General features: G+C 71.4%; 17 protein-coding genes. 13 read left to right on the forward strand and 4 right to left on the reverse strand.

Features of this window, described 5'->3' with window-relative positions; all coding sequences use genetic code 11:
• Positions 1-39 precede the first annotated feature (39 nt).
• The 8 genes from AB5J49_RS29155 to AB5J49_RS29190 all read left to right on the forward strand — a co-directional run bounded on the left by AB5J49_RS29155 (position 40) and on the right by AB5J49_RS29190 (position 15,596).
• Positions 40-2,232 carry a serine/threonine-protein kinase gene (locus AB5J49_RS29155; protein ID WP_369171779.1) on the forward strand — a complete coding sequence of 731 codons (2,193 nt, stop codon included), beginning with the start codon at positions 40-42 and terminating at the stop codon, positions 2,230-2,232.
• 185 nt (positions 2,233-2,417) lie between these two features.
• Entirely contained in the window at positions 2,418-5,063 is a 2,646-nt protein-coding gene (locus AB5J49_RS29160) for a protein kinase (RefSeq protein WP_369171781.1), read from the forward strand.
• 152 nt (positions 5,064-5,215) lie between these two features.
• Complete coding sequence (locus tag AB5J49_RS29165; protein WP_369171782.1) at positions 5,216-7,009, forward strand: serine/threonine-protein kinase; 1,794 nt, start codon at positions 5,216-5,218, stop codon at positions 7,007-7,009.
• Between the two features lie 94 nt (positions 7,010-7,103).
• Positions 7,104-8,309 (forward strand): serine/threonine-protein kinase, encoded by a 1,206-nt coding sequence (locus AB5J49_RS29170; RefSeq protein ID WP_369171784.1) that lies wholly within the window; start codon positions 7,104-7,106, stop codon positions 8,307-8,309.
• Between the two features lie 92 nt (positions 8,310-8,401).
• The gene (locus AB5J49_RS29175; protein WP_369171785.1) at positions 8,402-10,198 is read left to right on the forward strand and encodes a serine/threonine-protein kinase; all 1,797 of its coding nucleotides are present in this window, start codon (positions 8,402-8,404) and stop codon (positions 10,196-10,198) included.
• A gap of 38 nt (positions 10,199-10,236) precedes the next feature.
• Positions 10,237-11,961, forward strand: a complete 1,725-nt coding sequence (locus AB5J49_RS29180; RefSeq protein ID WP_369171787.1) for a protein kinase — start codon at positions 10,237-10,239, stop codon at positions 11,959-11,961.
• A gap of 142 nt (positions 11,962-12,103) precedes the next feature.
• Positions 12,104-13,717, forward strand: a complete 1,614-nt coding sequence (locus AB5J49_RS29185; RefSeq protein ID WP_369171789.1) for a succinic semialdehyde dehydrogenase — start codon at positions 12,104-12,106, stop codon at positions 13,715-13,717.
• Between the two features lie 58 nt (positions 13,718-13,775).
• Positions 13,776-15,596, forward strand: coding sequence for a GMC oxidoreductase (locus tag AB5J49_RS29190; RefSeq protein WP_369171790.1), 1,821 nt, complete (start codon positions 13,776-13,778; stop codon positions 15,594-15,596).
• A gap of 129 nt (positions 15,597-15,725) precedes the next feature.
• Here AB5J49_RS29190 and AB5J49_RS29195 read toward each other — a convergent pair whose 3' ends face one another.
• Positions 15,726-16,754 carry an LAETG motif-containing sortase-dependent surface protein gene (locus AB5J49_RS29195; protein ID WP_369171792.1) on the reverse strand — a complete coding sequence of 343 codons (1,029 nt, stop codon included), beginning with the start codon at positions 16,752-16,754 and terminating at the stop codon, positions 15,726-15,728.
• A 247-nt stretch (positions 16,755-17,001) separates the two neighbouring features.
• Here AB5J49_RS29195 and AB5J49_RS29200 point away from each other — a divergent pair, with 247 nt between their 5' ends.
• Positions 17,002-18,201, forward strand: coding sequence for a hypothetical protein (locus AB5J49_RS29200; protein ID WP_369171793.1), 1,200 nt, complete (start codon positions 17,002-17,004; stop codon positions 18,199-18,201).
• A 512-nt stretch (positions 18,202-18,713) separates the two neighbouring features.
• Here AB5J49_RS29200 and AB5J49_RS29205 read toward each other — a convergent pair.
• Positions 18,714-19,025 carry a chorismate mutase gene (locus AB5J49_RS29205; protein ID WP_369171794.1) on the reverse strand — a complete coding sequence of 104 codons (312 nt, stop codon included), beginning with the start codon at positions 19,023-19,025 and terminating at the stop codon, positions 18,714-18,716.
• Between the two features lie 321 nt (positions 19,026-19,346).
• Between AB5J49_RS29205 and guaA the strand changes: the two genes are divergently transcribed.
• A complete protein-coding gene (guaA, locus tag AB5J49_RS29210; RefSeq protein WP_369171796.1) occupies positions 19,347-20,924 on the forward strand; it encodes a glutamine-hydrolyzing GMP synthase in 1,578 nt (525 codons plus the stop codon).
• 19 nt (positions 20,925-20,943) lie between these two features.
• Here guaA and AB5J49_RS29215 read toward each other — a convergent pair whose 3' ends face one another.
• Complete coding sequence (locus AB5J49_RS29215; RefSeq protein WP_369171797.1) at positions 20,944-21,417, reverse strand: pyridoxamine 5'-phosphate oxidase family protein; 474 nt, start codon at positions 21,415-21,417, stop codon at positions 20,944-20,946.
• Between the two features lie 165 nt (positions 21,418-21,582).
• Here AB5J49_RS29215 and AB5J49_RS29220 point away from each other — a divergent pair, with 165 nt between their 5' ends.
• Positions 21,583-22,389: a class II aldolase/adducin family protein gene (locus tag AB5J49_RS29220; RefSeq protein WP_369171799.1), complete on the forward strand. Its 807-nt coding sequence runs from the start codon at positions 21,583-21,585 to the stop codon at positions 22,387-22,389.
• Positions 22,390-22,499: 110 nt separating this feature from the next.
• Here AB5J49_RS29220 and AB5J49_RS29225 read toward each other — a convergent pair whose 3' ends face one another.
• Positions 22,500-23,384, reverse strand: coding sequence for a DUF4429 domain-containing protein (locus AB5J49_RS29225; protein ID WP_369171800.1), 885 nt, complete (start codon positions 23,382-23,384; stop codon positions 22,500-22,502).
• Positions 23,385-23,682: 298 nt separating this feature from the next.
• Here AB5J49_RS29225 and AB5J49_RS29230 point away from each other — a divergent pair, with 298 nt between their 5' ends.
• Both AB5J49_RS29230 and AB5J49_RS29235 read left to right on the forward strand, forming a co-directional pair.
• Entirely contained in the window at positions 23,683-24,963 is a 1,281-nt protein-coding gene (locus tag AB5J49_RS29230) for a hypothetical protein (RefSeq protein ID WP_369171801.1), read from the forward strand.
• 247 nt (positions 24,964-25,210) lie between these two features.
• Complete coding sequence (locus AB5J49_RS29235) at positions 25,211-25,741, forward strand: DoxX family protein (protein WP_369171803.1); 531 nt, start codon at positions 25,211-25,213, stop codon at positions 25,739-25,741.
• The last annotated feature ends 53 nt before the right edge of the window (positions 25,742-25,794 follow it).

Consider the following 25,794-nt stretch of genomic DNA (forward strand, 5'->3'; position numbering starts at 1 on the left):
AATGGAGCCTCTGTCAGGGCGGGTTGTATGAGGGGACGCATGTCGGAGGCGGAGCGGGCGGGGACATCTCGTCAGGACACTCGTCAGGACAACCGGGAGCGTCTCCTCGCCGGGCGGTACCGGCTGGGCGATGTGCTCGGCCGAGGCGGCATGGGCACGGTGTGGCGTGCGGAGGACGAGACCCTGGGGCGGACGGTCGCCGTCAAGGAGCTGCGGTTCCCGTCGAACATCGACGAGGAGGAGAAGCGGCGGCTGATCACGCGCACGTTGCGTGAGGCCAAGGCGATCGCGCGGATCCGCAACAACAGCGCGGTGACGGTGTTCGACGTGGTCGAAGAGGACGACCGGCCGTGGATCGTGATGGAGCTCGTCGAGGGCAAGTCGCTCGCCGAGGTCATCCGCGAGGACGGCCTGCTCGAGCCGAAGCGTGCGGCCGAGGTCGGCCTGGCGATCCTCGACGTGCTGCGGTCCGCGCACCGCGAGGGCATCCTGCATCGCGACGTGAAGCCGTCGAACGTCCTGCTGGAGTCCGACACCGACCGGGTCGTGCTCACCGACTTCGGCATCGCCCAGGTCGAGGGCGACCCGTCCATCACCTCGACCGGCATGCTCGTCGGCGCGCCCTCCTACATCTCCCCGGAGCGGGCCCGCGGCCACAAGCCGGGCCCGGCGGCCGACCTGTGGTCCCTGGGCGGGCTGCTGTACGCGTCGGTCGAGGGCGTGCCGCCGTACGACAAGGGCTCCGCGATCGCGACTCTGACGGCGGTGATGACCGAGCCGTTGGAGGAGCCGAAGAACGCGGGACCGCTGAAGGACGTCATCTACGGCCTGCTCACCAAGGACCCCGCCAAGCGGCTCGACGACGCCGGTGCGCGGGCCATGCTCAACGCCGTCATCCACGCGCCCGAGCCCAAGGACGAGCCGGAGCCGGCGCTGGACGTGACGAGGGTCGTGCCGTTGCCGCCGCAGCCGGATGCGCGTGCGGGCAAGGGCCGTTCGAGTGCCGGGTCCGGGTCCGGGGGCAAGCGGGCCGAGGAGGCCGGGGAGCGGTTGCGCGGGGCGCTGCGTTCCGTGCGGAAGGCCGCGGTGAGTGCGGGGGCGGCAGGGGCGGCTGCGGCTCGTACCAAGTCCGGGAGTGAGACGGCCGTCTCGGGGGCCGGCGGTGGAGCGGCCGACGGTGCGTCCACGGGAGTGGGCGGGGCCGGTGCCTCGGCGACGACGCCTGCGACGGCGGGGGGTTCGGGCCGGACTGCCGGGGCCAAGGACGGAGCGGCTGCGGGTTCCGCAGCCGGGGCCGACACCAGAGCCGGTTCCGGTGTCGGTGGTAAGGCTGGTTCCGGTTCCGGTTCCGGTGCCGGAGAGCGGGATGCCGGGACGGCGAACGGGCAGAGTGGCGCTCGGAGTTCGGGGTGGCCCGTGGTGCCGCCGCCGGATCTGCCGCCGCGGCCGGTGCCGAGGGCGCCGCTGACCGATGTGGTGCCGAAGCGGACCCTGGTGATCATCGCGGTGGTCGTGGTGCTGGCCGTGATCGGAGCGGTGCTGGCCATCGTGCTCGACGGGGACGGCGACGGGTCCAAGGCGTCCGCGAGCGGGGGCAAGCCCAAAGCTTCGGCGAGCGCGGGCGCGAGCGCCGGCACCAAGCAGGACGAGAAGGGCGGTACGCACACGGACGGTGAGGCGACCGCGTCCGCCAGCGCCGGTGCGGGGTCGGGATCCGGCAAGGAGACCGGAAGTACACCGAGTGCCGGGGCGAGCCCGACCGGCGGCAGCGGTGCCGAGGCGGGATCCGGGAGCGGCAGCGGGGCCACGTCGACCCACAAGGGGAGCCAGGGGTACTCGATAGGGCTGCCCAAGGGGTGGAAGTACCAGTCCGCGGGGTCGGCGGGGGACCGGTTCACCGGGCCCGACGGGCAGAAGCTGCTCGTCGCCTGGACGTCGACGCCGAAGGACGACCCGGTGGCGGACTGGAAGGATCAGGAGCAGTACATGACGCGCTCCCAGTACAAGATGATCCGGATAGAGGCGGTGCAATACCGCAGCTGGAACACGGCCGACTGGGAGTTCACCTATACCGAGGGCGGTACCAAGTACCGGACGATCGACCGTGGGTTCGTCGTGAACGACCATCTCGGATATGCGCTGATGTACACCGCGAAAGCCGGTGATTGGGACAGTGACGTACGCAAGGGCGCATGGCGGACGCTGACGGACACGTTCAAGCCGAAGTCGTGAAGTGAGCGGCTCTCGGTTTGGGGCCGCGGCGGCCGGGGTTGAGCGGTGAGATACGGCAACCCCTCATTGCGGGTTGCCTATGGCACGTATCGTGAATGCTTGCGGACCGTACGCATCCAGTCGTGCGTCCGGAACGGGACGCAACACGAGCGGAATTGACCAGCCGTGCGGCCGGGGGAGGCAACGTGGACGACTACGCGGGTCGGGTACTCGCCGACCGCTACCGCCTGCCGTTGCCGCCCTCCGACGAGTACGAACTCACCGAGGCCCGGGCCTTCGACACCTACAGCGGGCAGGAAGTGCTCGTGCGGCAGGTGCCGTTGCCGGAGGTCGTCGAGGCGGAGGTGCTCGACGCCGAGGGGCTGCCCGACGGGTTCACCGCCCGGGACGCGCGGGAGCGGGGGGCGGGGCGCCGGCCCTCGGCGCGGTCGAGTGCGCGCCGGCCCAGCGATCCCGCGGTACGGCGGGCGGTCGAGGCTGCGCAGGCCGCGGCGAGGATCCCCGACCACCCCCGGCTGGACCAGGTCTTCGACGTGTTCGCCGAGGGCGGTTCGCTGTGGATAGTGAGCGAGTTCGTGGCCGCGCGTCCGCTGGCCGCGTTGCTCGCCGAGCAGCCGTTGACGCCGTATCGGGCGGCCGAGGTCGCCTCCGACGTCCTCATGGCGCTGCGGGTGCTGCACGCGCATGGCTGGGTCCACCGGAACGTCACCGCCCGGACGGTGCTCGTCTGCGACGACGGCCGGGTGATGCTGACCGGGCTCGCGGTCGGCGCCGCGGAGGAGGCGCTGTGCGGGTATGACCCGGTGCCGGCCGAGGACGGTGACGGGGGCGGCGGGACTGCGGCGTTCGGTGGCGGGCCTACCCCGGATGGCGGGCCGGCTCCGGGAGGCGGCGTCGGCGGTACGGATCCGGAGGCCGCTCGGCGTGCCGCCATCGAGGCGCGGGCGGCCGGGGGGCTGCCGGTGCCCGGAGCCGACGCCGACAACGGGACAGCGGACTCGGCGGCGCCGCACGGTGCCGTGGAGACCGGCGGGGACATCAGGGCCGCGCGGGCCGGGGCGATCGCGGCGTATCGGGCGGGCGCCCGTGCCGCGGCCCGGGTGCAGGAGGGCCAGGAGAACGGGCGCGTCGCGTTGCCCGGCGCCCGACCGGCGCCCGAGGGCGACCCCGTGTCCCGGACCCATGGCGCGGCGCAGCAGCCGTACCCCTCCGGCAACGGCGTCACCACGCCCTCGGGGCAGATCGCCGACCCTTACGGCGTGCAGGCCTCACCCTGGTACGCCGCGCCGCGCGTCGGGGTCGGCGGCGCACCGACGGAAGACGGCCCCGAGCGCACGGCACTGCCTCCCGCGGGCCAGGGCGCCCAGCCCGGCCGCGGCCTCGGCACACCTCCGGGCACGGGCGTGCCCGCTCCCGGCACCGGCGGTTTCCTCCCCGCCCAGGGCCGCCCCGCGCCCGGCACCACCTCCGCCACAGGCACCCCCACCCCACCCCCGGCCGTCCCCCCCGCGACCCGCTGGGATGACCTCGTAGCAGGCACCCCCGGCGACCGGGGCCCCGCCCGAGGCCCCGCCAGCGCGCTCGCCGCGGAGCGGGCGCGGCAGGCTCGGATGGCTGTGGTCGGACCCGTGACCGAGCGGTGGGCGCCGGAGCAGGCCGGGCCCGTGCATGAGAACTGGCAGCTCGCCGCGCCGATCGGGCCCGCGACCGACCTGTGGGCGCTGGGGGCGCTGCTCTTCCGGGCCGTGCAGGGCCATGCGCCATATCCGGAGGAGTCGACGGCCGAGCTGGTGCAGCTGGTCTGCGCGGAGCCGCCCGCCTACGCCGAGGAGTGCGGGCCGCTCAGGCCGGTCGTGGAGTCGCTGCTGCGTCAGGACCCCACCGAGCGCCTGGACTTCGAGGAGCTGAGGGGCTGGCTGCGTTCGCTGGTGCGGTCGGCGCCCGAGCCGGAGGCCGGCGCGCATGTCGTCGCCACTCCGCCGGCCGACCCGAACCGGCTGCCGATCGTCCGGCGGCGGGGCGAGCTGGTGCGTCGGCGGCGGGCCGGGCTGCCCGCGCACCACGGGCGGCACAAGCGGGCCAAGCGGGAGAGCGGTTCGCCCCGCAGACTCGGGCGTACGTTGCTGCTGCTCGTCATGCTCGGCATGGCCGCGGCGATCGCGTACGCCATGCTGTTCATGCCGAAGGCCGACAGCGGCAACGGCAGTACCGCCGACGCCGATCGCACCGGAGCCGCGGGTGGGCCCACCCAGGCGGCGCCCGAGGAGTCCGCCGACGCGAGCAGTGAGCCGCGGCCCGACCAGACCTCCCCCGAGTCCGGCAACAGCCCCTCGGAGTCGGCCGGTTCCACCGAGACGCAGACCACCGGCCCCGAGGTCCCCGACGGCTTCACCCTGCGTGAGGACGCGGCCGGCTTCCAGATCGCCGTGGCCAACGGATGGAACCGCACACCGAAGAACGGGCGCGGGCAGGTCGTGTACGCGCACGGCGACTTCGACCTCATCGTCGTACCGGGCCGGGACACGGCGGACGAGTACGGCAGCGACCCGATGGTCTACCAGCGGGAGCACGAGCGTGAGTTGCAGCCGTACCGGGACTCCAGCTGGGCCTCGTCCGGCGGGCTGAAGACGATTCAGGTCGGCGAGCGAAGCATGGCCGAGGGGCAGTTCACTTGGACCGACGACCAGGGGCGCGAGTTGTTCGTGCGGAACGTCGCGATCCTGATCGGCGGGCGGTACCACGTGGTGCAGTTGCGCGGCCCGGAGGCCGAGCGGGACGAGGTGACACGGCTGTTCGAGCAGGCGTCGGCGACGTACCAGGTCACGGGGTGAACGCGCCTGTAGACCCTGCGTGATGGTTGAGTCCCGTTCCCGAAAGCGACAACCATCACAGTGCGGTCTCCTTGGCACCCCCGCGGTTCCCGTCCCCTCCGCCGATCCCTAATCTGACCTTGTCAAGAGCATTGCGGGGCAACGTGAATCAGATGCAGGGCCAGCTCGTCTCGGGGCGCTACCGGCTCGCCGACGCGATCGGCAGCGGCGGTATGGGCCGGGTCTGGCGTGCCCATGACGAGGTGCTGCACCGGGCCGTCGCGATCAAGGAGCTGACCGCAGCGCTCTACGTCTCCGAGAGCGACCTGGATCGGCTGCTCGTGCGCACGCGCGCCGAGGCGCGGGCCGCCGCTCGCATCAACCACTCCGCCGTCGTCACCGTGCACGACGTGCTGGAGCACGACGGCCGGCCGTGGATCGTGATGGAGCTGGTCGAGGGGTACTCGCTGGCCGACGCGGTCAAGGAGAGCGGACGCGTCGAGCCGACCGAGGCCGCCCGTATCGGCCTGTGGGTGCTGCGGGCGCTGCGCGCCGCGCACACCGCCGGCGTCCTGCACCGCGACGTCAAGCCCGGCAACGTCCTGATCTCCGAGGACGGCCGCGTCCTGCTGACCGACTTCGGCATCGCCCAGATCGAGGGCGACACCACCATCACCCGCACCGGAGAGGTCGTCGGCTCGGTCGACTACCTCGCCCCCGAGCGCATCCGCGGCCATGACCCGGGCGCCTCCTCCGACTTGTGGGCCCTCGGCGCGACGCTGTACACGGCTGTGGAGGGACGCTCGCCGTTCCGCCGTACCTCGCCGCTGGGCACCATGCAGGCGGTCGTCGACGAGGAGCCCGCCGAGCCGCAGCGCGCCGGCCCCCTCGGGCCCGTGATCTCCGCCCTGCTGCGCAAGGATCCGGCCACCCGGCCCGACGCGGCCGAGGCCGAGCAGATGCTGGCCGAGGCGGCTGAGGGACGACGGCCCAGCACAGCGCAGGCATACGTCCCGACGCAGCACACCCGGTACGAGCCGGAAGGGCGCCCGGGGGGCGCACACGGCGGGGCGGCGGCGGGCACCGGGGCGGAGGCGGCGACCGGCACGCCGTATCCGCCGATGACCGGCCGGACGCCGACGGGCACGCCGTATCCCCCAGCGACCGGCCAGAGTTCGACGGGTACGCCGTATCCGCCGATGACCGGTCAGAATCCGACCGGCACGCCGTACCCGCCGATGAATGGTCCAGGGACGAGCGGCTCGCGGTACGACACCGCGGGCACCGGCGCCGCGCCCGCCGGGCCGCCCCGGCGGCGCCGTCGGCTGCGCACGCTCGCTCTCGTCGTCGCGCTCGCCGCGATCGCCGGCGGGGGCGCCGCGGTGGCGCTGCAGCAGTGGTGGCCGCAGATCGGTGACGGAACGTCCGCCTCGACCACGCCGTCGCCGAGCGCCTCGGCGACGGACGACCAGCGCCCCGAGGGTGGCGTGCCCGCATCCTGGGAGCGGGTCGAGGACCCCTTGGGGTTCAGCCTGTACCTGCCCAAGGGCTGGGAGCGGAAGGTGGTCGGCAAGGAGGTCGACGGCCTGCAGCAGGTCGACTACTCGCCCGACGCCGGTGAGCACTTCGTCCGTATCGCCGTCGACACCTCGCCGGACTTCGCGAATGCCTACGACCACCAGCTCGACCTGGAGCAGCAGGTGAGGCGGCGGCTGGTCGCGTACGAGCCGGTGTACCTGAAGGAGAACCTCTACCGCGACCGCGAGGGCTCCCTGTGGGAGTACACGTGGACCGCGCAGCCCAAGACCACGTCCTTCCCCGGGCCGCGCCGCGCCATCGACCAGGCGTACATCGACCGGGACGGTACGGAGTACGCGATCTACATGTCCTCGCCCGAGAGGGACTGGGCGGCCACGCGCAAGCAGTTCACGGCGGTGCTGAAGGGGTGGCAGCCGGGCGGATCCTGAGGCTCTTTGCCGCGTTGCGGAGGCTTTGCGGCTTTGCACAGTTGGCTGATCGGCGCCCCGGAGTCGATCCGTCCGGTGCGGCATGATGGGGCGCATGGGGACCGAGGGTGCCAACTTCCGCGTGATCGCGGAGCGTTACCGCATCGAGGCGAAGCTCGGTCGCGGCGGCATGGGCGTCGTATGGCGGGCGACCGACCAACTGCTCGGACGGCAGGTGGCCGTCAAGGAGCTCCCTCTCGACGAGACGCTCTCCGCGGCCGAGGCCCGGCGGCAGCGCGAGCGCACACTGCGCGAGGCCCAGGCGGTGGCGCAGTTGAGCCACCCGCACGTCATCGTCGTTCATGACATCATCGAGGACGACGAACGCCCGTACATCGTCATGGAGTTGATCGACGGCGACTCCCTCGCCGACCGCATCGCCGCGCACGGGCCCGTCGACGCGTTCGAGGCCGCCCGGATCGGCGTCGACCTGCTGAGCGCGCTGAGCACGGCCCATGCCGCCGGGGTCCTGCACCGTGACATCACGCCGGCCAACGTGCTCATCGAGGACGGCACCGACCGCGTCGTCCTCACCGACTTCGGCATCGCCCAGGTGTCGGGGACCTCCACGCTCACCGAGTCCGGGTCCTTCGTCGGCTCGCCGGAGTACACGGCGCCCGAGCGGATGTCCGGGGCGAGGACCGGTCCCGCGGCCGACCTGTGGTCGGTGGGCGCGCTGCTGTGTGCGGTGCTGAGCGGCGAATCACCGTTCCGGCGCGACTCGTTGAGCGGCACCGTGCTCGCCGTGGTGTCCGACGAGATTCGCCCGCCCGCGCAGGCGGGGCCGATCCTGCCCGTCGTGCAGGGGCTGCTGGAGCGGGATCCGGGGCTGCGGCTGGACGCGGCGGGGGCGGAGCGGATGCTGCGGGAGTTCCTGGAGACGGGGCTCGCGCCTGCGCCTGTGACTGTGCCGAAACGGTTCGGGGGTGCGGAGCGCCGGTACTCCACGCGCAGCATGCTGGCCGCCGCGATGCTGGTCGCCGCGATGGCGGTGGCGGGGGTGTCGGCGGCGGCGCTGCTGGCGAACGGGGGCGGGGACGGGGGTGTGGTGCCGACCAGTTCGGCGCCCGAGGCCTCGCAGCGGCCGTCCGGTACGGCGGGTTCGGGCGGTGGGAGCAGTGCGTCCCCCTCGCCCGGTGTGTCTTCCTCGCCGAGTACGTCTTCCCCGCCCAGTGCGTCTGCCTCGCCGAATGCGTCTGCCTCGCCGAATACGCATGCCTCACTGAGCACTCCGGTTCTGTCACCCGCCAACTCCGAATAAAGGGGAGATAAGTGGCGACCTGAGTCACGGCTCTGTGACCGGAAAGCGTTCCTGCTGGATGCCGAAGCGCTTGCCGCGATATTGATGGAGGCATGAGCAACAACGGGGGAGTCCCTTACCGGCCCGAAGAGCCGACGAGTTTCGAACTGCAACCGCCGCAGCCGAACCCGCCCGGGCCCGTTCCCCACCCGGACAACCCGTATGCGGCGCCCACTCGGCCCGTATCGCACCAGGCCGCACCGCAGCAGTCCGTACCGCAGCCCTCCGCGCCCGGTCGGCCCGCCGCGCCCGCTGGTCCTCCCGCCGCGCAGCCCGCTCCTCCCACCGATCAGCCTGCCGCTCCCGCCAGTCAGCCCGCCGCGTCCGCCGACCGGACCGCCGCCCCGGACCCCGGCACCGGCCGGCTGATCGCGGGACGATACCGGCTGCTCGCCAAGCTCGGGCACGGCGGCATGGGTACGGTCTGGCGGGCCAAGGACGAGACGGTGGACCGCGAGGTCGCCGTCAAGGAGCCCCGAGTACCGGATCACCTTCCCGAGCGCGAACGTGCGAACGCCTTCGAGCGGATGCGCCGCGAGGCACGCGCCGCGGCCAGGCTCGATCACCCGGCGGTCGTGAACGTGCATGATGTCGCCGTCGTGGACGGCCAGCCCTGGATCGTGATGGAGCTGGTGCAGGGCCGTTCGCTGGGCGACGCGCTGCAGGAGGGCACACTCGGCGCCCGGGACGCGGCGAGAATCGGCCTCGAGGTGCTCGGCGCGCTGGAGGCCGCACACGCGGCGGGCATCCTGCACCGCGACGTCAAGCCGGACAACGTCCTCCTCGGCCGCCATGACCGCGTCGTCCTCACCGACTTCGGCATCGCCCAGATCGAGGGCGAGACCAACCTCACCGACACCGGCGGCTTCGTCGGCTCGCCCGAGTACATCGCCCCGGAGCGGGTGCTGGGCCAGCGGCCGGGACCGGCGAGCGACCTGTGGTCCCTGGGTGTCGTCCTGTACGCGGCGTCGGAGGGTGTCTCGCCGTTCCGCCGCAGCAACACCCCGGCGACCCTTCAGTCGGTCCTCAACGCCACGCCCGCGCCGCCCGCTTCCGCTCAGGGCTCGCTCGCCGAGGTCATCAACGGCTTGCTCCAGAAGGACCCGGCGCGCCGCCCGAACGCCGCGCAGACACGTGCGCTGCTGGAACAGACCGTCAACCCGCCGGCACCGGCCGCCACGCAGGTCGTGCGGATACCCGGGGGTGTCGGAGGCGTCGAAGGCGTAAAGGGGGGCGTCCGGCTGGGGCGCAAGGCGTTGCTCGGGCTCGGTGCGGCGGTCGTCGCGGCGGCGGTGGCGGCGTATCTGGTGATCGCCGACCCGTTCGCGGGGCCGTTGCCGGACCACTGGAAGCTCCGCGAGGAGAAGGCCCTCGCCGCCTCGCTGGCGGTGCCCGACGGCTACAAGCGGGGCGTGCCCGAGGCCACGGACGACGACCACTGGGTGACGTACACCGACGAGAGCGGCGCCATCTCGATCGGCCTGAGGCTCGACAAGAAGGCCGAGGACACCAGCAACACCATCGCGGGGTCCGCGGCCGCCGAGATGTACGACGACGACGGCACCTACAAGGAGAGCGGTGCCTACGAAGCGGGCATGCCGGCGAATCCGAAGACGGAGCCGAAGGAGACTACGTACCAAGGCCACAAGTCCGCCGAGAACACCATCGTCTACACCACCAACGACACCCAGAACCCGCGCCCGCGCGAGATGCGGATCTTCTACTACAAGACCTCGGCCGGGGACATGTACAAGCTCACCGTCAGCTACCCCGGCAAGGGCGACTTCACGGCCCGAGGACGCGAGGTCGCGCGGACGACCATCGCGAACCTGGACATCGGCAAGCTCTGAACTGGCGAAGTGCCCACCCCGCAAGGTAGTCATGGGACATGACCAACGACGGGGGCGGCACCGGCCACAAGGAGCGTGTGATCGGCGGGCGTTACCGGCTGGTCGAGCGCATCGGCTCCGGCGGGATGGGCACCGTCTGGCGGGCGCTCGACGAACTGGTGGAGCGCGAAGTCGCCGTCAAGCAGCCGAGGTTGCCCGGCGACCCCGAGGACGCGGCCCATCAGCGCGCCGCCCACCGGCTCTACCGTGAGGCCCGCGCCGCCGCCCGCGTCGACCACCCGGCCGCCGTCGCCATCCACGACGTCGTCGTCGAGGACGGACTGCCCTGGATCGTCATGGAGTTGATCCGCGGCGAGTCCCTGCACGAGGCCCTCCAGCGCGGCCCGGTGGAGGCGGCCGAGGCCGCCCGCATCGGCGTCGCCGTCCTCGGCGCCCTGCGCGCCGCGCACGCCGTCGGCATCGTCCACCGGGACGTCAAGCCCGCCAACGTCCTGCTCGGCCGGCACCGCCGGGTCGTCCTCACCGACTTCGGCATCGCCCACATCCAGGGCGAGGAATCCCTCACGGTCAGCGGCGAGTTCGTCGGCTCCCTGGAGTTCATCGCCCCCGAGCGGATGTCCGGACGCGGCGCCGGCCCCGCCTCCGACCTGTGGTCCCTCGGCGTGCTCCTGTACGCCGCCGTGGAGGGCTGGTCGCCGTTCCGCCGTACGACCCTGGAGTCGACGCTCGCCGCGATCCTCGCCGCCGAACCGCCCGAGCCGAAACAGGCGGGGCCGCTCGGGTCGCTGATCGTGCGGCTGCTGGTGAAGGACCCCGAGCAACGGCCCGACGCGAACGAGGTCGGGGCGGTGCTGGAGGCGGTGGTGAAGGGCTGGCCGGTACCGGAGCCCTCCGGGGCCGCGGCGGCGTCGGGACCTCAGGACACCTCCGGGCTCAGGGAGTTCGCCGAGGACTCCGGGACGGTACGGCTGAAGGGCGAGCCGGCCTCGGGGCTGACGTCCGACGGCGCACCTGAGCCCGAGCCCGAAGCCGATCCCACCCCCGAACCGGCCACCGGCCCCACCCCCGAACCGGCCACCGCCGCCTCGGCCACCACCTCCACCACCGCCTCGAAACCCCACCGCCGCTCCTGGCTGCTGCGCCCCGTCCCCGTGGCCGCCCTCGGTGTCCTGCTCGTCGCCGGCACCTGGTTCGCCACCTCCTCCTTCCTCGTCGACAAGGGCGACGACCTCAAGGAGATGAACCCCGTCTACACCTCGGCCCCCCTGGCCCCGAGCACCACCACCTCCAGCCCCACCTCCAGCCCCACCGTCGGCACCTGGACCGAGCACCGGGAGAAGGAGATGGACGCAGTCCTCTTCCTCCCGGCCGAGTACGAGGAGACCGCGCGGGAGGGCAGTTCCAGCGACCAGCCCCGGCTCGTCGTCTACGACATCGGTCTCGTCCAGGTCCGCCTCACCCAGTGGGACAAGGCGCCCCGCCCGTTGCTGGACCAGGCGCAGGAGGCGCACGACACCTGGGACAGCTACAACCACGACGCGAGCACCCAGTCCACCCGCACCACCTTCAAGGGCTACGACGCCGTCCTCTCCGACACCACCTACGACAAGGAGGCGTCCCCGACCCGTGTCATGCAGCTGATCGTGGTCACCGGCGACGACCGCATGTACGAGCTGCGCGTCGACATGCCCAAGGGCACGCCCACGGAGAAGAAGGGCACCGCGGTCTTCAAGGGCGCCCGTGACCGACTCGAGATCGAGTGACTCGGAGCTGACTCCGGGCTGACTCGGCAACGCCCTGATCAGCGCGTTTGTTGCCAGTGGACGCTGGCGGCATGTGAGTACTCGGTGAATCCGCGTTACCGACGGGTACACAAAGCCTCCGCTCCGGCATACCCTGCGGCTCATGACGGACGCGCAGGCCCCGGCCAAGACCGGCACGAACCCCCTCGCCCCCGCCCCGGAGGGCGCCCGTACCGCCGCCGACGTGGTCACCCCCGAGCTGGTGGCCCAGCTCACCAAGGGCGTGGTCGGTTCCGGTCGTACCGCCAACCACACGCCGTTCACCGGCGAGAAGCTGGCCGACCTGCCCGAATCCACGCCGGAGGACGTGCAGAAGGCCTTCGAGGCGGCCCGCACGGCCCAGGCGGTCTGGGCCCAGGTCCCCGTGCGGCAGCGTGCCGCCGTCCTGCTCCGCTTCCACGACCTGATCCTGGAGCGCCAGGCCGAGGTCCTCGACCTCATCCAGCTGGAGACCGGCAAGGCCCGCCTGCACGCCCACGAGGAGGTGCAGGCCGTGGCCGTCGCGGCCCGCCATTACGGCCGTAAGGCCCCCGCCTACCTCAAGCCGAAGCGGCACGCGGGCGCCATGCCCACGCTCACCCGTGTCACCGAACTGCGCCACCCGCGCGGCGTCGTCGGCCAGATAGCCCCCTGGAACTACCCCCTGGAGCTGTCCGTCGGCGACGCGCTCCCGGCGTTCGTCGCGGGCAACGCGGTCGTCATGAAGCCGGACACGGAGACCTGCCTGACCGCCCTGTGGGCCCGTGACCTGCTCATCGAGGCCGGCCTGCCCACCGACGTCTTCCAGGTCGTCCTCGGCGAGGGCCCGGTCGTCGGCCCCGAGGTCGTCAAGCACGCCGACTACGTCTCCTTCACCGGCTCCACCCGCACCGGCCGCCAGGTCGCCCAGGGCGCCGCCGCCCGTCTGGTCGGCGTCTCCCTCGAACTCGGCGGCAAGAACGCGATGCTGGTCCTTCAGGACGCCGACGTGGAGAAGGCCGCCGCGGGCGCCGTCCGCGCCTGCTTCTCCTCCGCGGGCCAACTCTGCATCTCCATCGAGCGGCTGTACGTCCACGAGTCCGTCGCCGACACCTTCGTCGAGCGATTCGCCGCCCGCACCAAGGCGATGCGGCTGGGCAAGTCCCTGGCGTACGGCGCCGACATGGGTTCCCTGGTCGGCGAGCGCCAGCTGGAGACGGTCACCCGGCACGTGGAGGAGGCCGTCGCGAAGGGTGCGAAGCTCGTCGCCGGCGGCACGGCCCGCCCCGACATCGGCCCGTACTTCTTCGAGCCGACGATCCTCGACGACGTCGAGCCGGAGATGACCGTCTGCACCGAGGAGACCTTCGGCCCGGTCGTCTCCATCTACCGCTTCAAGACCGAGGACGAGGCGATCGAGCACGCCAACTCCACGCCGTACGGCCTCAACTCCTCCGTCTGGACGAAGGACGGCAGCCGCGGCCGCGCGGTCGCCGCCCGCCTGCGCACCGGCACGGTGAACGTCAACGAGGGCTACGCCCCCGCCTACGGCAGCGTCCAGTCGCCCATGGGCGGCATGAAGGACTCCGGCCTCGGCCGCCGCCACGGCTCCGAGGGCATCCTCAAGTACACGGAGGCCCAGACGGTCGCCCAGCAGCGGCTGCTGCCGATGGCGCCGTCGCTGGGGATGGACGACGAGAAGTACGCGCAGTTCATGAGCAGGAGCCTGCGGCTGATGAAGGCGTTCCGCTTCCGCTAGGTCGTGTCCGCAAAGTCCCGCCGCACCGCCGCACCACCGCTTTCAACGAGGAGAGCACGTGTCACAGGAGAACTCTGCCCAGAAACAGGACGACGGCGCCGACTCCGACAACGAGTACGACTATGACGTCATCGTCGTCGGCTCGGGCTTCGGCGGATCCGTCACCGCCCTGCGCCTGACCGAGAAGGGCTACCGCGTAGGCGTCCTGGAGGCGGGCCGCCGCTGGACCCGCGAGAGCCTCCCGAAGAACTCCTGGGACCTGAAGAACTACCTGTGGGCCCCCAAGCTCGGCATGTACGGCATCCAGCGCATCCACCTGCTGGGCAACGTCATGGTGCTGGCGGGAGCGGGCGTCGGCGGCGGCTCCCTCAACTACGCCAACACCCTCTACGTACCGCCGAAGGCCTTCTTCGACGACCCGCAGTGGCGTGACATCACCGACTGGCAGGAGGAGCTGAAGCCGTACTACGACCAGGCCCAGCGGATGCTCGGCGTACGGCTCAACCCGACGATGACCCCCTCCGACGTCCACCTGAAGGCGGCCGCCGAGAAGATGGGCGTCGGCGACAGCTTCCACATGGCGCCGGTCGGCGTCTTCTTCGGCGACGGCAAGGACGCCGAGGGGGCGGCGCGGGCCACGCCGGGGCAGGAGGTGTCCGACCCCTACTTCGGCGGGGCGGGCCCGGCGCGCAAGGCGTGCACGGAGTGCGGCGAGTGCATGACCGGCTGTCGCCACGGCGCGAAGAACACCCTCAACGAGAACTACCTCTACCTGGCCGAGAAGGCGGGCGCGGTCGTCCACCCCCTGACGACGGTCGTCTCCATCACGGACGACTCGCAGGGCGGCTACGCGGTGGCGACCCTGCCGACCGACCGCGGGAAGAAGGGCGAGGACAGGCTGTTCAAGGCCCGCCGGGTGGTGATCGCGGCGGGTACGTACGGCACCCAGACCCTCCTGCACCGCATGAAGGCGGGCGGCCAACTGCCCTACCTGTCGTCCAAGCTGGGCGAGCTGACCCGCACCAACTCGGAGGCGCTGGTCGGCGCGCAGACCGACAACCGGCGCTACCGCAAGGTGACGGGCGAGCCGAAGGTCGACTTCACCCGCGGAGTCGCCATCACCTCGTCCATCCACCCGGACGCCAACACCCACATCGAGCCGGTCCGCTACGGCAAGGGCTCCAACTCGATGGGCGGCCTGTCGATCCTGCAGGTCCCGTACGCGCAGGGCTCCTCGCGTGTCGCCGCCTGGGTCCGCAACGCGGCCCGGCACCCGATGCTGGTCCTGCGTTCCCTCTCCAACCGCCGCTGGTCGGAACGGACCATCATCGGCCTGGTGATGCAGTCGCTGGACAACTCGCTGACGACGTACCTGAAGCCGGACGGCGTGGGCAAGGGCCTGCTGACGGCACGCCAGGGCCATGGCTCGCCCAACCCCAAGCAGATCAAGGCCGCGTCGGAGGCCGCGTCGGTGATCGCTGCCGACATCAACGGCTTCGCCGGCTCCAACGTCGGCGAGCTGATGGGAACCCCGCTCACCGCCCACTTCCTCGGCGGCTGCCCGATCGGCGACTCGCCCGAGACCGGCGTGATCGACCCCTACCACCGGTTGTACGGCCACCCCGGCATCTCGGTCGTCGACGGGGCCGCGGTCTCGGCCAACCTCGGCGTGAACCCGTCCCTGACGATCACCGCACAGGCCGAGCGGGCGATGTCGTACTGGCCCAACGTCGGCGAGGCCGACCCGCGCCCGGCGCAGGGGGCGGCGTACGAACGCCTGAAGCCGGTCGAGCCGCAGTCACCGGCGGTCCCGGCGGAGGCGTTCGGGGCGTTGCGGTTGCCGTTCCTGGGGATGCCGGCGGTGCCGCCGAAGAAGTAGCGGGCAACGACAGAAGCAAAGCGACAGAAGTAAAGCGACAGAAGAGAAAACAGAGAAGGACCTGCACCCCCCTCCGAGCGCAGGTCCTTCTCTGTCTTGCGTAGAGCTTCAGGCGGAGCTTGGTGAGACTTACGCCTCGGCACCGCTCCGGCGACGCCTCATCGCGAACACGACGCCCGCACCGGCGACGATGGCGATGCCACCGATGGTGCCGATGACCGGGAGGTTGGAGCTGGAGCCGGTCTCGGCGAGCGCGCCGTCGACGTCGACCTCGTTGACGTCGGAGATCTGGTCCTGGCCACCGGTCTGCGGCTTGGCGTCGCCCGGGTCACCCGGGTCGGAGCCGGCGGCGAGGATGTCGAAGAAGTAGATCCAGCCGTTCGGGTCGTCGGCGATCCAGCAGCCGTCCGCGTCCGAGTACGTGGCGAAGCCGCCGGTGATGCCGATGGAGTCCGGCACCTTGCCGCTGACGTTCAGCCGCAGCTTGAACGAGGTGGACTGGCCGGCGTCGAGCGCGAACGCGGTGAACGTCGCACCCTCGCCGGCGGCGTCCGCGAGGGTCTGCCAGCTGCCGGTCTCCTTGTTGAAGACCTGGACCTTGATCTGGCCGGAGTAGTCGACGTCGTCCCAGCCGAGCGCTGCGACGCCGATCAGCGGCTTGATGTTCTTGATGTCCTGGTCACCGGAGTTGGAGACGTCGAACGAGAAGGTGGTCCAGCCGCTGCCGGCGACGATCGTCTCGGGCAGACCCGACAGACCGCTGTGCAGTTCCTCGCTGAGGCCGATGGACTCCTCGTCCGCGTCCTCGCAGTAGTCGATCTCCTCGGGAGCGCTCTCGCTGGCGCTCGGCGACGGGGAGGCGGAGGTCGTGGGCTCTTCGGTGGGCGTCGGCTCTTCGGTGGCGGGTGTGGTCTCGTCCTCGGTGGGCGTCGGCTCTTCGGTGGCGGGTGTGGTCTCGTCCTCGGTGGGCGTCGGCTCCTCGGTGGCCGGCGTGGTCTCGACCTCGGTGGGCGTCGGCTCCTCGGCAGCCGGCGTGCTCTCCGACACGGTCGGCGTCGGGGTCTCGTCCGTGGCGAACGCGGCCGGCGCGGACAGCAGTGCGATCGGCGCTATGACAGCCGTCGTGGCTGCGGCGGCCAGGGCACGGCGAAGCTTCATGAAGACCTCGAAAGTCCGGAGTGCTGCGACCTCGCAACACGCGTATGGCAGGAAGGCTTCCGCGTGTGGGGCGCGGGTGTGGCTCTTGATACGCAGGGTTTGATCGGTGACGGCGGTGAATGGTTGTGCCCGCACTAACAGGTTTCTTATGTGGCCTGCGTCACATCCTGGGGGCCTCTGCTCGGCGGCCCGGAGCTGACGTACGCTCAGCCGGCCTACATCCCGCTGAGAGGAAGCCCACACCGCCGTGACCGACAAGCCGTCCGAGGGCTCGTCCATATCGGACGAAGCATGGGAGAAGTTCATCCAGGACGCCGAGCGCGATCGTGCCTCCGCCCCGAAGGAGCCGTCCGCGCGGGCCCGGATGGTGGCCGAACGGCTGCGCGCGCTGGACGAGGCGGAGGCACGCAAGTCGCGCGCCGGACGCCGCTGGGGGAGGAAGAAGGCGTCCGCCGAGCCCCGGCAGCCCGAAGGGTGGCGTACCGGGCCCGCCTGGCAGGAGATGAACGGTCGGAACTCACGCCGGCGGAAGGTCTGGAGCGGCCTCGGCGTGCTGCTCGCCGTCGCGGTGGCCGTGATCGCCCTCAAGCCCTCCGCCGCGCTGTCCTTGTTGCCCGGCGGTTCGGACGACTCGGCGGGGGCGCCCGCTCCGGCGTCGCCGCTGGCCCCGGAGACGAGCCGGCCGAGCGGCGCGCCCGCCGACGCCGACGGTCTGCCGACGCGGAAGCGGCCCTTCACCGGCTCCCCGGCCGAACGCTGGGCCGCGGGTGCCGATGCCATCGAAGTGCCGAAGGTGTCGAAGGCCGTCCGCGGAGTCTCCGCCGCGCGGATCACGACGGCGCTGGGGCTGACCAAGGACTTCCTCGTCGCCTCGAACCTCGACCGCGACGTGCTGTACGGCGCCGAACCGAAGAAGGCGCTGGCGCTCGTCGACCCGCTGCAGAGGGACTACCTGTCCGACCTGCGGTCCGCCCTGCGCCACCCCACGGTGAAGAACGACCCCACGTGGATCTTCACCCGCTTCGACCCCGACAAGGTCGAACTCGTGGGCACCGAGGTCAGGGTCCGCGGCCGTATGACGGTCGAACCCGGTGACCTCGCCGGCCAGGCGCGGATCCGAGCCGACTACACCTTCGTGTATCCGCTGGCCAGGGCCGGCGGCGGAAACGAGGTCGTCCGCACGATCGTCCGCCGGGTCGTCGAGGTGCACGTCCTCGATCCCGCCGAATTCCAGGGAACCGAGGGGCGCATCTGGGTGTACGACCTCGACGGTGAGATCTCCAACGACAACTGCCGGGACGGCGACGGTCTCATCCAGCCGCTGTTCCAGGACGATCTGGCCGCCAGTCCCGGGTCCTCCGGCGAGGTGGTCGACCCGTACGACCGCAGCAGGGGGCTGGAGCGGGGGCGGTCCGAGGGCGACTGCGGAACCGTCTCACGCACATGACGACGCAGACATGAGAAGGGCCCCGCAGGGCGGAGCCGCGGGGCCCTTCTTTCGTCAGCACCGACGTCAGGGCAGCGTCGGTGCCTGCGGAGCGGCGCCGGGGGGTGCGCCGCTGGTCTGTGGTCCTGTGATCCCGTTGGTCCCGACCTCTGGCAGGACGAACAAGATGCAGCTGTCGGAGACGGGACTTGGAGCTTTCTCGCATCGTGCTGGATGGGCGCGACCGCCGCAACCGCTCGACCCGGCCCTGTACTCCGTTCGGTATTTCCGCCGGTCGGCCCCGGGCGTCCCCGGAGCCGACCGTTCTCTTTGGTGACCGGGCTGCTGTCCCCTGCCGTCCGGTCACTTACCTGGAGCGAGGTCCCACGGTGCACGGGATGATCCGTACGCCTCATCGCTCCAGCGAGCCACGCGTGGTTCTTTCGGGCCCGCCCCTGGCTGGCACGGACACCGGTACCAACGAAGGGGTCCGGAAGGCGTCACGCACCGGACGGGTGAGAGGGGGCCCGAACTCAGATGCGACCGCGACACAGTTCGAGGAGCGTCATGGCGAGCGCCGTGCCCGGCTTGCCCAGCGCCTCGCTGTAGTGGTTGAGGATCTCCATCTCGCGGGAGAGGTTCACCCGTCGTCCGCCGGAGGTGATCCGCGCCTCCTGGATGACGGCCGAGACGGCCATCCGTTCCTGGATCAGGCCGATGATCCGGTCGTCGAGCGCGTCGACGCGTTCACGGGCGCCGGTGATCACGCCGGCGGCCTCGGCGGTGTGTGCGCCGCTCGCAGCGCCGGCTGCCGATGTCCGGGTCTCTGCGGAGGTGGTGGTCATCTCGGGGGCTCCTCGCTGGATGGGTGGGCCGCCCCGGAGCGACAGGACCCGGAAACGCAAGACGCCCCGGAGCCTGTCGGCCCGGGGCGCCTGGGAAGTCGCTTGTCAGTTGCTCAAGCAGCACGACCATGGCAGCCGGCGGGCCGGGTGCCATAGGTAAAGAGGAAGGTCGTGTGCGTGCGCATGGGGTCAGTATGCCGTGGGGCAGAGCGCTGTCCAAGGCGGTTCGCATCCTGAGACGGGCTTCGGCCCCGGGAGGCTCCCGCCGAGCCCGGTAGACTCGGCCTCACACACACCTCGCTCACCGCCGGAAGGCAACCCGTGTCATCAGCGAACCCCGCAGCCGCCCCCGACACCGTTCTGGTCGTCGACTTCGGTGCGCAGTACGCCCAGCTCATCGCCCGTCGCGTCCGCGAGGCCCGGGTCTACAGCGAGATCGTGCCGAGCACCATGCCGGTCGCCGAGATGCTCGCCAAGAACCCGGCGGCGATCATCCTCTCCGGCGGCCCCTCGTCCGTGTACGAGGAGGGCGCCCCCCGCATCGACCGCGCGCTCTTCGAGGCCGGCGTCCCCGTCTTCGGCATGTGCTACGGCTTCCAGCTCATGGCGCAGAGCCTGGGCGGGAGGGTCGACAACACCGGTGCGCGCGAGTACGGCCGTACGGATCTGCACGTGTCGAAGTCGTCCTCCACCCTCTTCGAGGGCACCCCGGCCGAGCAGCACGTGTGGATGTCGCACGGCGACGCCTGCTCCGCCGCCCCCGAGGGCTTCTCCGTGACGGCCTCGACGGACGTCGTCCCGGTCGCCGCCTTCGAGAACGACGAGGCGAAGCTGTACGGCGTCCAGTACCACCCCGAGGTCATGCACTCCACGCACGGCCAGCAGGTGCTGGAGCACTTCCTGTACCGCGGCGCGGGCCTGACCCCGAACTGGACCACGGGCAACGTCATCGAGGAGCAGGTCGCGGCCATCCGCGAGCAGGTCGGCGACAGGCGCGCCATCTGCGGTCTGTCCGGCGGCGTGGACTCCGCCGTCGCGGCGGCCCTGGTGCAGAAGGCCATCGGCTCCCAGCTGACCTGCGTGTACGTCGACCACGGTCTGATGCGCAAGGGCGAGACCGAGCAGGTCGAGAAGGACTTCGTGGCCGCGACCGGCGTACAGCTGAAGGTCGTGGACGCGGAGGAGCGGTTCCTCAATGCGCTCGCCGGGGTCAGCGACCCCGAGGAGAAGCGGAAGATCATCGGCCGTGAGTTCATCCGGGTCTTCGAGCAAGCCCAGGCCGAGATCATCGCGGACGAGGGCCCGGCCGTGGAGTTCCTCGTCCAGGGCACCCTGTACCCCGACGTGGTCGAGTCCGGTGGCGGCACCGGCACCGCGAACATCAAGTCCCACCACAACGTCGGCGGCCTGCCGGAAGACCTCGAATTCAAGCTGATCGAGCCGCTGCGCAAGCTGTTCAAGGACGAGGTCCGGATGGTCGGCCAGGAGCTCGGCCTGCCGGACGAGATCGTCCAGCGCCAGCCGTTCCCGGGCCCCGGCCTCGGCATCCGTATCGTCGGCGAGGTCACCAAGGAGCGCCTGGACCTGCTGCGCGAGGCCGACGCCATCGCCCGCGAGGAGCTCACGGCGGCCGGTCTCGACCGGGACATCTGGCAGTGCCCGGTGGTCCTGCTCGCGGACGTCCGCAGCGTGGGTGTGCAGGGTGACGGGCGGACGTACGGCCACCCGATCGTGCTGCGGCCCGTCTCGTCCGAGGACGCCATGACCGCCGACTGGTCGCGGCTGCCGTACGAGGTCCTCGCGCGGATCTCGACCCGGATCACCAACGAGGTCAAGGACGTCAACCGCGTCGTCCTCGACGTGACGTCGAAGCCGCCGGGCACGATCGAGTGGGAGTAGCGGTAGGCGGAAGTAGGCCCTAGGTGCGCTTGATCGTGCGCACGGGCTCGCCGGGCTGCCAGACCTGGACGACGAGGTACTTGTCGTCCTCGACGTAGGTCCGCACGACCTCGGTCAGCTCGGTACGAAAGAGGTGGAACGGCTCCGGCGGTTCCACCTCTTCGCCGTATGCGGCCTTCACCTCCGGGTCCTCGACCTCGACCGCCCGCCCGGAGATCCGCACGTCACCGCCGCCCATGGACTGCCCCTCCCCGGGGTTCGCCTGGAGCGCGAAGCGCGGGTCGCGGCGCAGGTCGAGCGCTTTGAGCGAGTTCGGCATCATGCCGAGCCACAGCTCGCCGCCCAGGAAGCGGGCCTCCAGGCCGGTGGTGCGGGGGGAGCCGTCCTTGCGGAGGGTGGCGAGGACGTGGTGGGTGAAGGCGCCGAAGCGCTCCTCGATGGTGCGGGCGAGGTCCGGTTCGGCCTCCGTGAAGGCTGCCCAGTTCACTGTCATACGGCGAGTGTGGCGCCGATACCGGACATCTGCTGTCTGGTTTCCGCGACCCCGGGGGACGTGAGGAGGCCGTGACGAGGCCGGGATCTTTACAGAACATCTCTGTTCTCCTTGGCTGACCGACGGTAACTTCCGCCCCGTAAGCACCCCAGGCCGGGAGGACACATGCACGGGACGCCCCTCGGACCCACTCCGCCCTCGCCGCTGCCGACCGACCGGTTGCAGTTCGCGATGCCACCGATGCACGAGTCGGTCGAGGACGAGCGCCGGCATCGCAAGGAACGGCTCGCGGGCGCGCTGCGGATCTTCGGGCGGCTCGGCTTCGAGGACGGGGTCTCGGGGCACATCACGGCGCGCGATCCCGAGTTCAGCGACTGCTTCTGGGTGAACCCGTTCGGGATGCCGTTCAAGCACGTCACCGTCAGCGATCTGGTGCTCGCCAACTCCGAGGGCCAGGTGATCGAGGGCCGCTACCACGTGAACCAGGCGGCCTTCACCGTGCACTCCCAGGTCCACGCCGCCCGCCCGGACGTCGTCGCGGTCGCCCATTGCCACTCGGTACACGGGCGGGCGCTCGCGGCACTGGGGGAACTGCTGGACCCGATCACGCAGGAGAGCTGCGCCTTCTACGAGGACCACGCGCTCTACGACGCCTACTCGGGGGTCGCTGTCGACGCCCTGGAAGGCCGCCGGATCGCGACCGCGCTCGGCTCACGCAAGGCGCTCGTGCTGCGCAACCACGGGTTGCTGACCGTCGGTGACTCGGTGGACGCGGCGGCCTGGTGGTTTCTGTCGATGGAGCGGTCCTGCCAGGTACAGCTGACCGCGAAGGCCGCGGGGCGTCCGGTGCTCATCGAGCATCGGCAGGCGGAGGCCACGCGGGAGCAGTTGGGCGGGGATCTGGTGGCGTGGATCAACTATCAGCCGTTGTGGCAGGACGTCAGCCGGAGCCAGCCGGATCTGCTGACCTGAGGGCCGGGAGGGCCGGGAGGGCCGGGAGGGCTGAGGGGGCCGGGAGGGCTGAGGGGGGGCCAGGAGGGCTGAGCGGGCTGAGTGGGACGAGAGGATGAGCGGGCGGGGGGTCAGAAGCCCCGGAGGACGACCGCCTTCGTCATCGCGAACTCCTCGTCCGTGAGCACCCCGTCCCGGTGCAGCTCGCCCAACTCCCGCAGGCGGCGCAGCAGTACGTCGTGGTGGTCGGCCGGGGGTGGCACGGACGCCGCCAGCTGGGGGCGGTCGGCGTGGTCGATGCCGGGGCGGGTGGACGGGTGTGGCAGGCGGGCGGTGACCGCGGTGGCGACCAGGGCCGTGAGCAGGTCGCGACGGGCGCTGCCCCACAGGTCCAGGGCGTACGGGTCCTTCTCCGCCGGCAGTTGGGAGAACACCGTCTCGCGGGTCACGAAGCGCAGGAAGCCGTCCTCGTAGCCGGAGTTGGGCAGCCACTCGACCTGCACGAGGTCGCCGATGTTGATGATGCGCGGGCCGGTCGCCCGTTTGACCCGGTCCGAGGTGTCGGACCAGTCGATCCGCACCTGGGTGCCGTCGAAGGAGACCGTGCCGTCGGAGGAGCGGACGGAGACGGGGACGGGCGGGCCGGGGAGAAGATACGTCTTCGTCGGTTCCTTGGGGATCTGGTCCAGGAGCAGTGCGTGCCGGATCTCCTCGGCGATGTACTCGGCGACCCCGGCTCGGTCGAGGTCCACCGTCAGCCGGTACGGATCCGCCGGGTCGGGCAGCCGGCCGCCGCTCGCCTGGAGCAGCGGGTCGGCGCCCTCACGCAGCCGCATGCGCAGTCGTCCGCGTTTGCGTTCGGGCTCGAAGACGATGCTCGCGACGGCTTCGAGGGGAACGGCGATCTCCCCGTACGTCTGCCGGAACAGCGGTACGGAGCGGTGGAGTCCCGGCGTGATCCGGACCGTTGTGCCGTCGAAGGCCCAGGTCCCGTCGCGCTGGATGATCTCGGCCATGGGGAAATTCTCGCAGCCGGGTCAACACGACGGCCCTCTCATCACCCGCGCCGACCGGACCTGCGGGATGGGGGCGGGTGGCGTACGGCACAATTCGCTGTCGTTGTACGGGAGTTGTAGGTGGCGTGGACGGTGGCCGCAATCTGCGGTGGCCGGTATGTGAGACCCGGGTGCCGGCCGTGGGGTCGTGCGGCTATAAGGCCATGAGGCAATAGGGCCGTGAGGCAATAGGGCTATGAGGCCATCTGGCCGCTGGGGTACCAGGTCGTGAGCGTTGTACGGAAGGCGGGCATCGGGCGTGGCGGTGCAGGAGGCTGGGCAGGGCGGCGCGGCTGTGGGCGCGCATGGGGGCGGCTGCACCTGTGGGGGCTGTCCGCACGGGGCGCGTGCGGGGCATCGGCGGGCGGTCGCCGAATTCCTGCTGAGGCGGGACGAGTTCGCGGCCGGGCAGGGGCTGCCGGCCGCGGTGGCCCACTCGGCCTCGGCCTCCCGGCAGTGGGTCTCCGAGGAGCTGACGCAGTCGGCGGAACTGGTCGCCGAACGAGGGCGGGCCGAGGGCGAGGCGTGGCTGGCGCGACTGTGGTGGCGTACGACGTCGGTGGTCTGGGTTCTGGTCGTGGTGCTGCTGCTGGTGCAGGCGCTCACGGCGATCGGGGCGGGGTGGACTTCGGCGCGTACGGCCGGGTTGCTGGCGGCGCTGCTCACGGCCGGGGCGCTGACCGCGGCGTCCTGGTTCCACCGGGCGCGGGGCGGGGCGCTGGCGCCGGTCATCGGTGAGGACAACCGGCTGTCCACGTCGCGTGCGGTGGCCGGGGCGTGGGTGCTGTTCGTGGCGTACGCCGTGTTGGTGCTGGTGGGGCGGCTGGTGGCGGCGTCCGGGCACGGGGAGCGCGATGCGCTGATCGACGGTCTCGCGCTCGGCCGGGGTGCCGGTGTGGTGACCGTGCTCGCCGTGGTGTGTGCGATCGCGGTGCTGGTGCGGCGGGTCGTCGGGGTGCGGGTGCTCGGGCAGCGGCTGCAGAAGGTGCGGGCGGACCGGCCTCGGGCGGCGGATCTGCTGACGGATGATGCGGGGCGGGGGACGTTCGCGGACATCCAGTACGTCGTGATCGGCGGGGTTGCCTTGCTGTTCGCGGCGGTGCGGTTGGGGCGGCGGCCGGATCAGTTGCCCGATCTGCCGTGGGGGTTGGCCGTGGTGGTGCTGATCTCGGCGGCGACGTACCTGGCCGGGAAGTATGCGGAGGGGGGTCGGCCGGTGATCCTCTCTGTGGTGCGGGCGCGGGAGGCCGGTGATCTGGACGGGCCGATCCGTACGGGGGACGACATCGAGATCCGGGGGGCTGGGTTCGTGCCGCCCGGGGCGCAGGGGGCGGACCGGTTGTCGCGGATGGTGGTGCGGATCGGGGCGGTGCATGTGCATGTGCCGTTGGTGCCGGTGAGCGGGGGGTTCAGCAATCCGACGGATGCGGTGCTGAGGGTGCCTGTGCCGGCGGATGTGGAGCCGGGGCGGGCGGAGGTGCAGGTGGTTACTGCGGCGGGGGTGGAGACCAACCGGTACGGCATCGATGTGACTGACTGACGGGTGCATCCGGCCGTTGGGTGGTGTGGTGGTGGGCGGGGTGCCTGCGGCGGCCTGCTGGGGGCGGGTGGGGGGTGCGTGCGCGTGTAACGCCTGCGGGTGTGTTGTGGGTCGGGGCCGTGCCGGAGGGTGTCCGTCCTCGGGCCGGCGGAAAAAACGGGCGGGACAGGGTTGAGCGGCGGCGGCGTTGCGTACGTATGGTCTCTTGAGGGGTCACGGCATGGTGGGCGAGAGGCGGCTACGGGCGATGACTCACGGTATGCACACGGGCACGCACTCCCCTTACCTCGACGGCGACCGGAACTGGCGGGACACCGCCGGCCGGTACGCACTACTGCCGCTCCGCGTCTTCCTCGGCGTCACCTTCATCTACGCCGGCCTGGACAAACTCACCGACAGCGGCTTCATGAAGGACGCCGGCTCGGGGTCCATCGGCGACATGATGCGTGCCGTTCGTGACTCCGCGGCCATCCCGGCCATGGTCGACATGGCGCTGAAGAACCCCGTCGCTTTCGGCTATGCCATCGCCTTCGGCGAGCTCGCCGTCGGTATCGGCATCCTGGTCGGGCTGCTCGCCCGGGTGGCGGCACTCGGCGGTGCACTGATCTCGCTGAGTCTGTGGTTGACGGTGAGCTGGGCCTCCGAGCCGTACTACTACGGCAATGACCTGGCCTATTTGATGGCCTGGCTGCCCCTCGTGCTTGCGGGCGCCCCCATGTTGTCCCTGGACGCCGCACTTCGCGCGCGGCGACGGCAGCGGACGGGGGGCTACCGGTAGCTCCGGTCTGGTCGGCTGGGCTGCTGCTGCTGGTGCGTGCCGGGAGCCGGCCC

Origin of the sequence: Streptomyces sp. R28 (genome assembly GCF_041052385.1) — a bacterium.
GTDB lineage: Bacteria > Actinomycetota > Actinomycetes > Streptomycetales > Streptomycetaceae > Streptomyces.

What these genes read in the sequence shown, in the direction of transcription:
- AB5J49_RS29205 (WP_369171794.1), bottom strand. Translation starts at nt 19,025, where the DNA reads ATGACCACCACCTCCGCAGAGACCCGGACATCGGCAGCCGGCGCTGCG.
- AB5J49_RS29215 (WP_369171797.1), bottom strand. Translation starts at nt 21,417, where the DNA reads ATGACAGTGAACTGGGCAGCCTTCACGGAGGCCGAACCGGACCTCGCC.
- AB5J49_RS29175 (WP_369171785.1), top strand. Translation starts at nt 8,402, where the DNA reads ATGAGCAACAACGGGGGAGTCCCTTACCGGCCCGAAGAGCCGACGAGT.
- AB5J49_RS29180 (WP_369171787.1), top strand. Translation starts at nt 10,237, where the DNA reads ATGACCAACGACGGGGGCGGCACCGGCCACAAGGAGCGTGTGATCGGC.
- AB5J49_RS29185 (WP_369171789.1), top strand. Translation starts at nt 12,104, where the DNA reads ATGACGGACGCGCAGGCCCCGGCCAAGACCGGCACGAACCCCCTCGCC.
- AB5J49_RS29155 (WP_369171779.1), top strand. Translation starts at nt 40, where the DNA reads ATGTCGGAGGCGGAGCGGGCGGGGACATCTCGTCAGGACACTCGTCAG.
- AB5J49_RS29170 (WP_369171784.1), top strand. Translation starts at nt 7,104, where the DNA reads ATGGGGACCGAGGGTGCCAACTTCCGCGTGATCGCGGAGCGTTACCGC.
- AB5J49_RS29195 (WP_369171792.1), bottom strand. Translation starts at nt 16,754, where the DNA reads ATGAAGCTTCGCCGTGCCCTGGCCGCCGCAGCCACGACGGCTGTCATA.
- AB5J49_RS29235 (WP_369171803.1), top strand. Translation starts at nt 25,211, where the DNA reads ATGACTCACGGTATGCACACGGGCACGCACTCCCCTTACCTCGACGGC.
- AB5J49_RS29165 (WP_369171782.1), top strand. Translation starts at nt 5,216, where the DNA reads ATGCAGGGCCAGCTCGTCTCGGGGCGCTACCGGCTCGCCGACGCGATC.
- AB5J49_RS29225 (WP_369171800.1), bottom strand. Translation starts at nt 23,384, where the DNA reads ATGGCCGAGATCATCCAGCGCGACGGGACCTGGGCCTTCGACGGCACA.
- AB5J49_RS29220 (WP_369171799.1), top strand. Translation starts at nt 21,583, where the DNA reads ATGCACGGGACGCCCCTCGGACCCACTCCGCCCTCGCCGCTGCCGACC.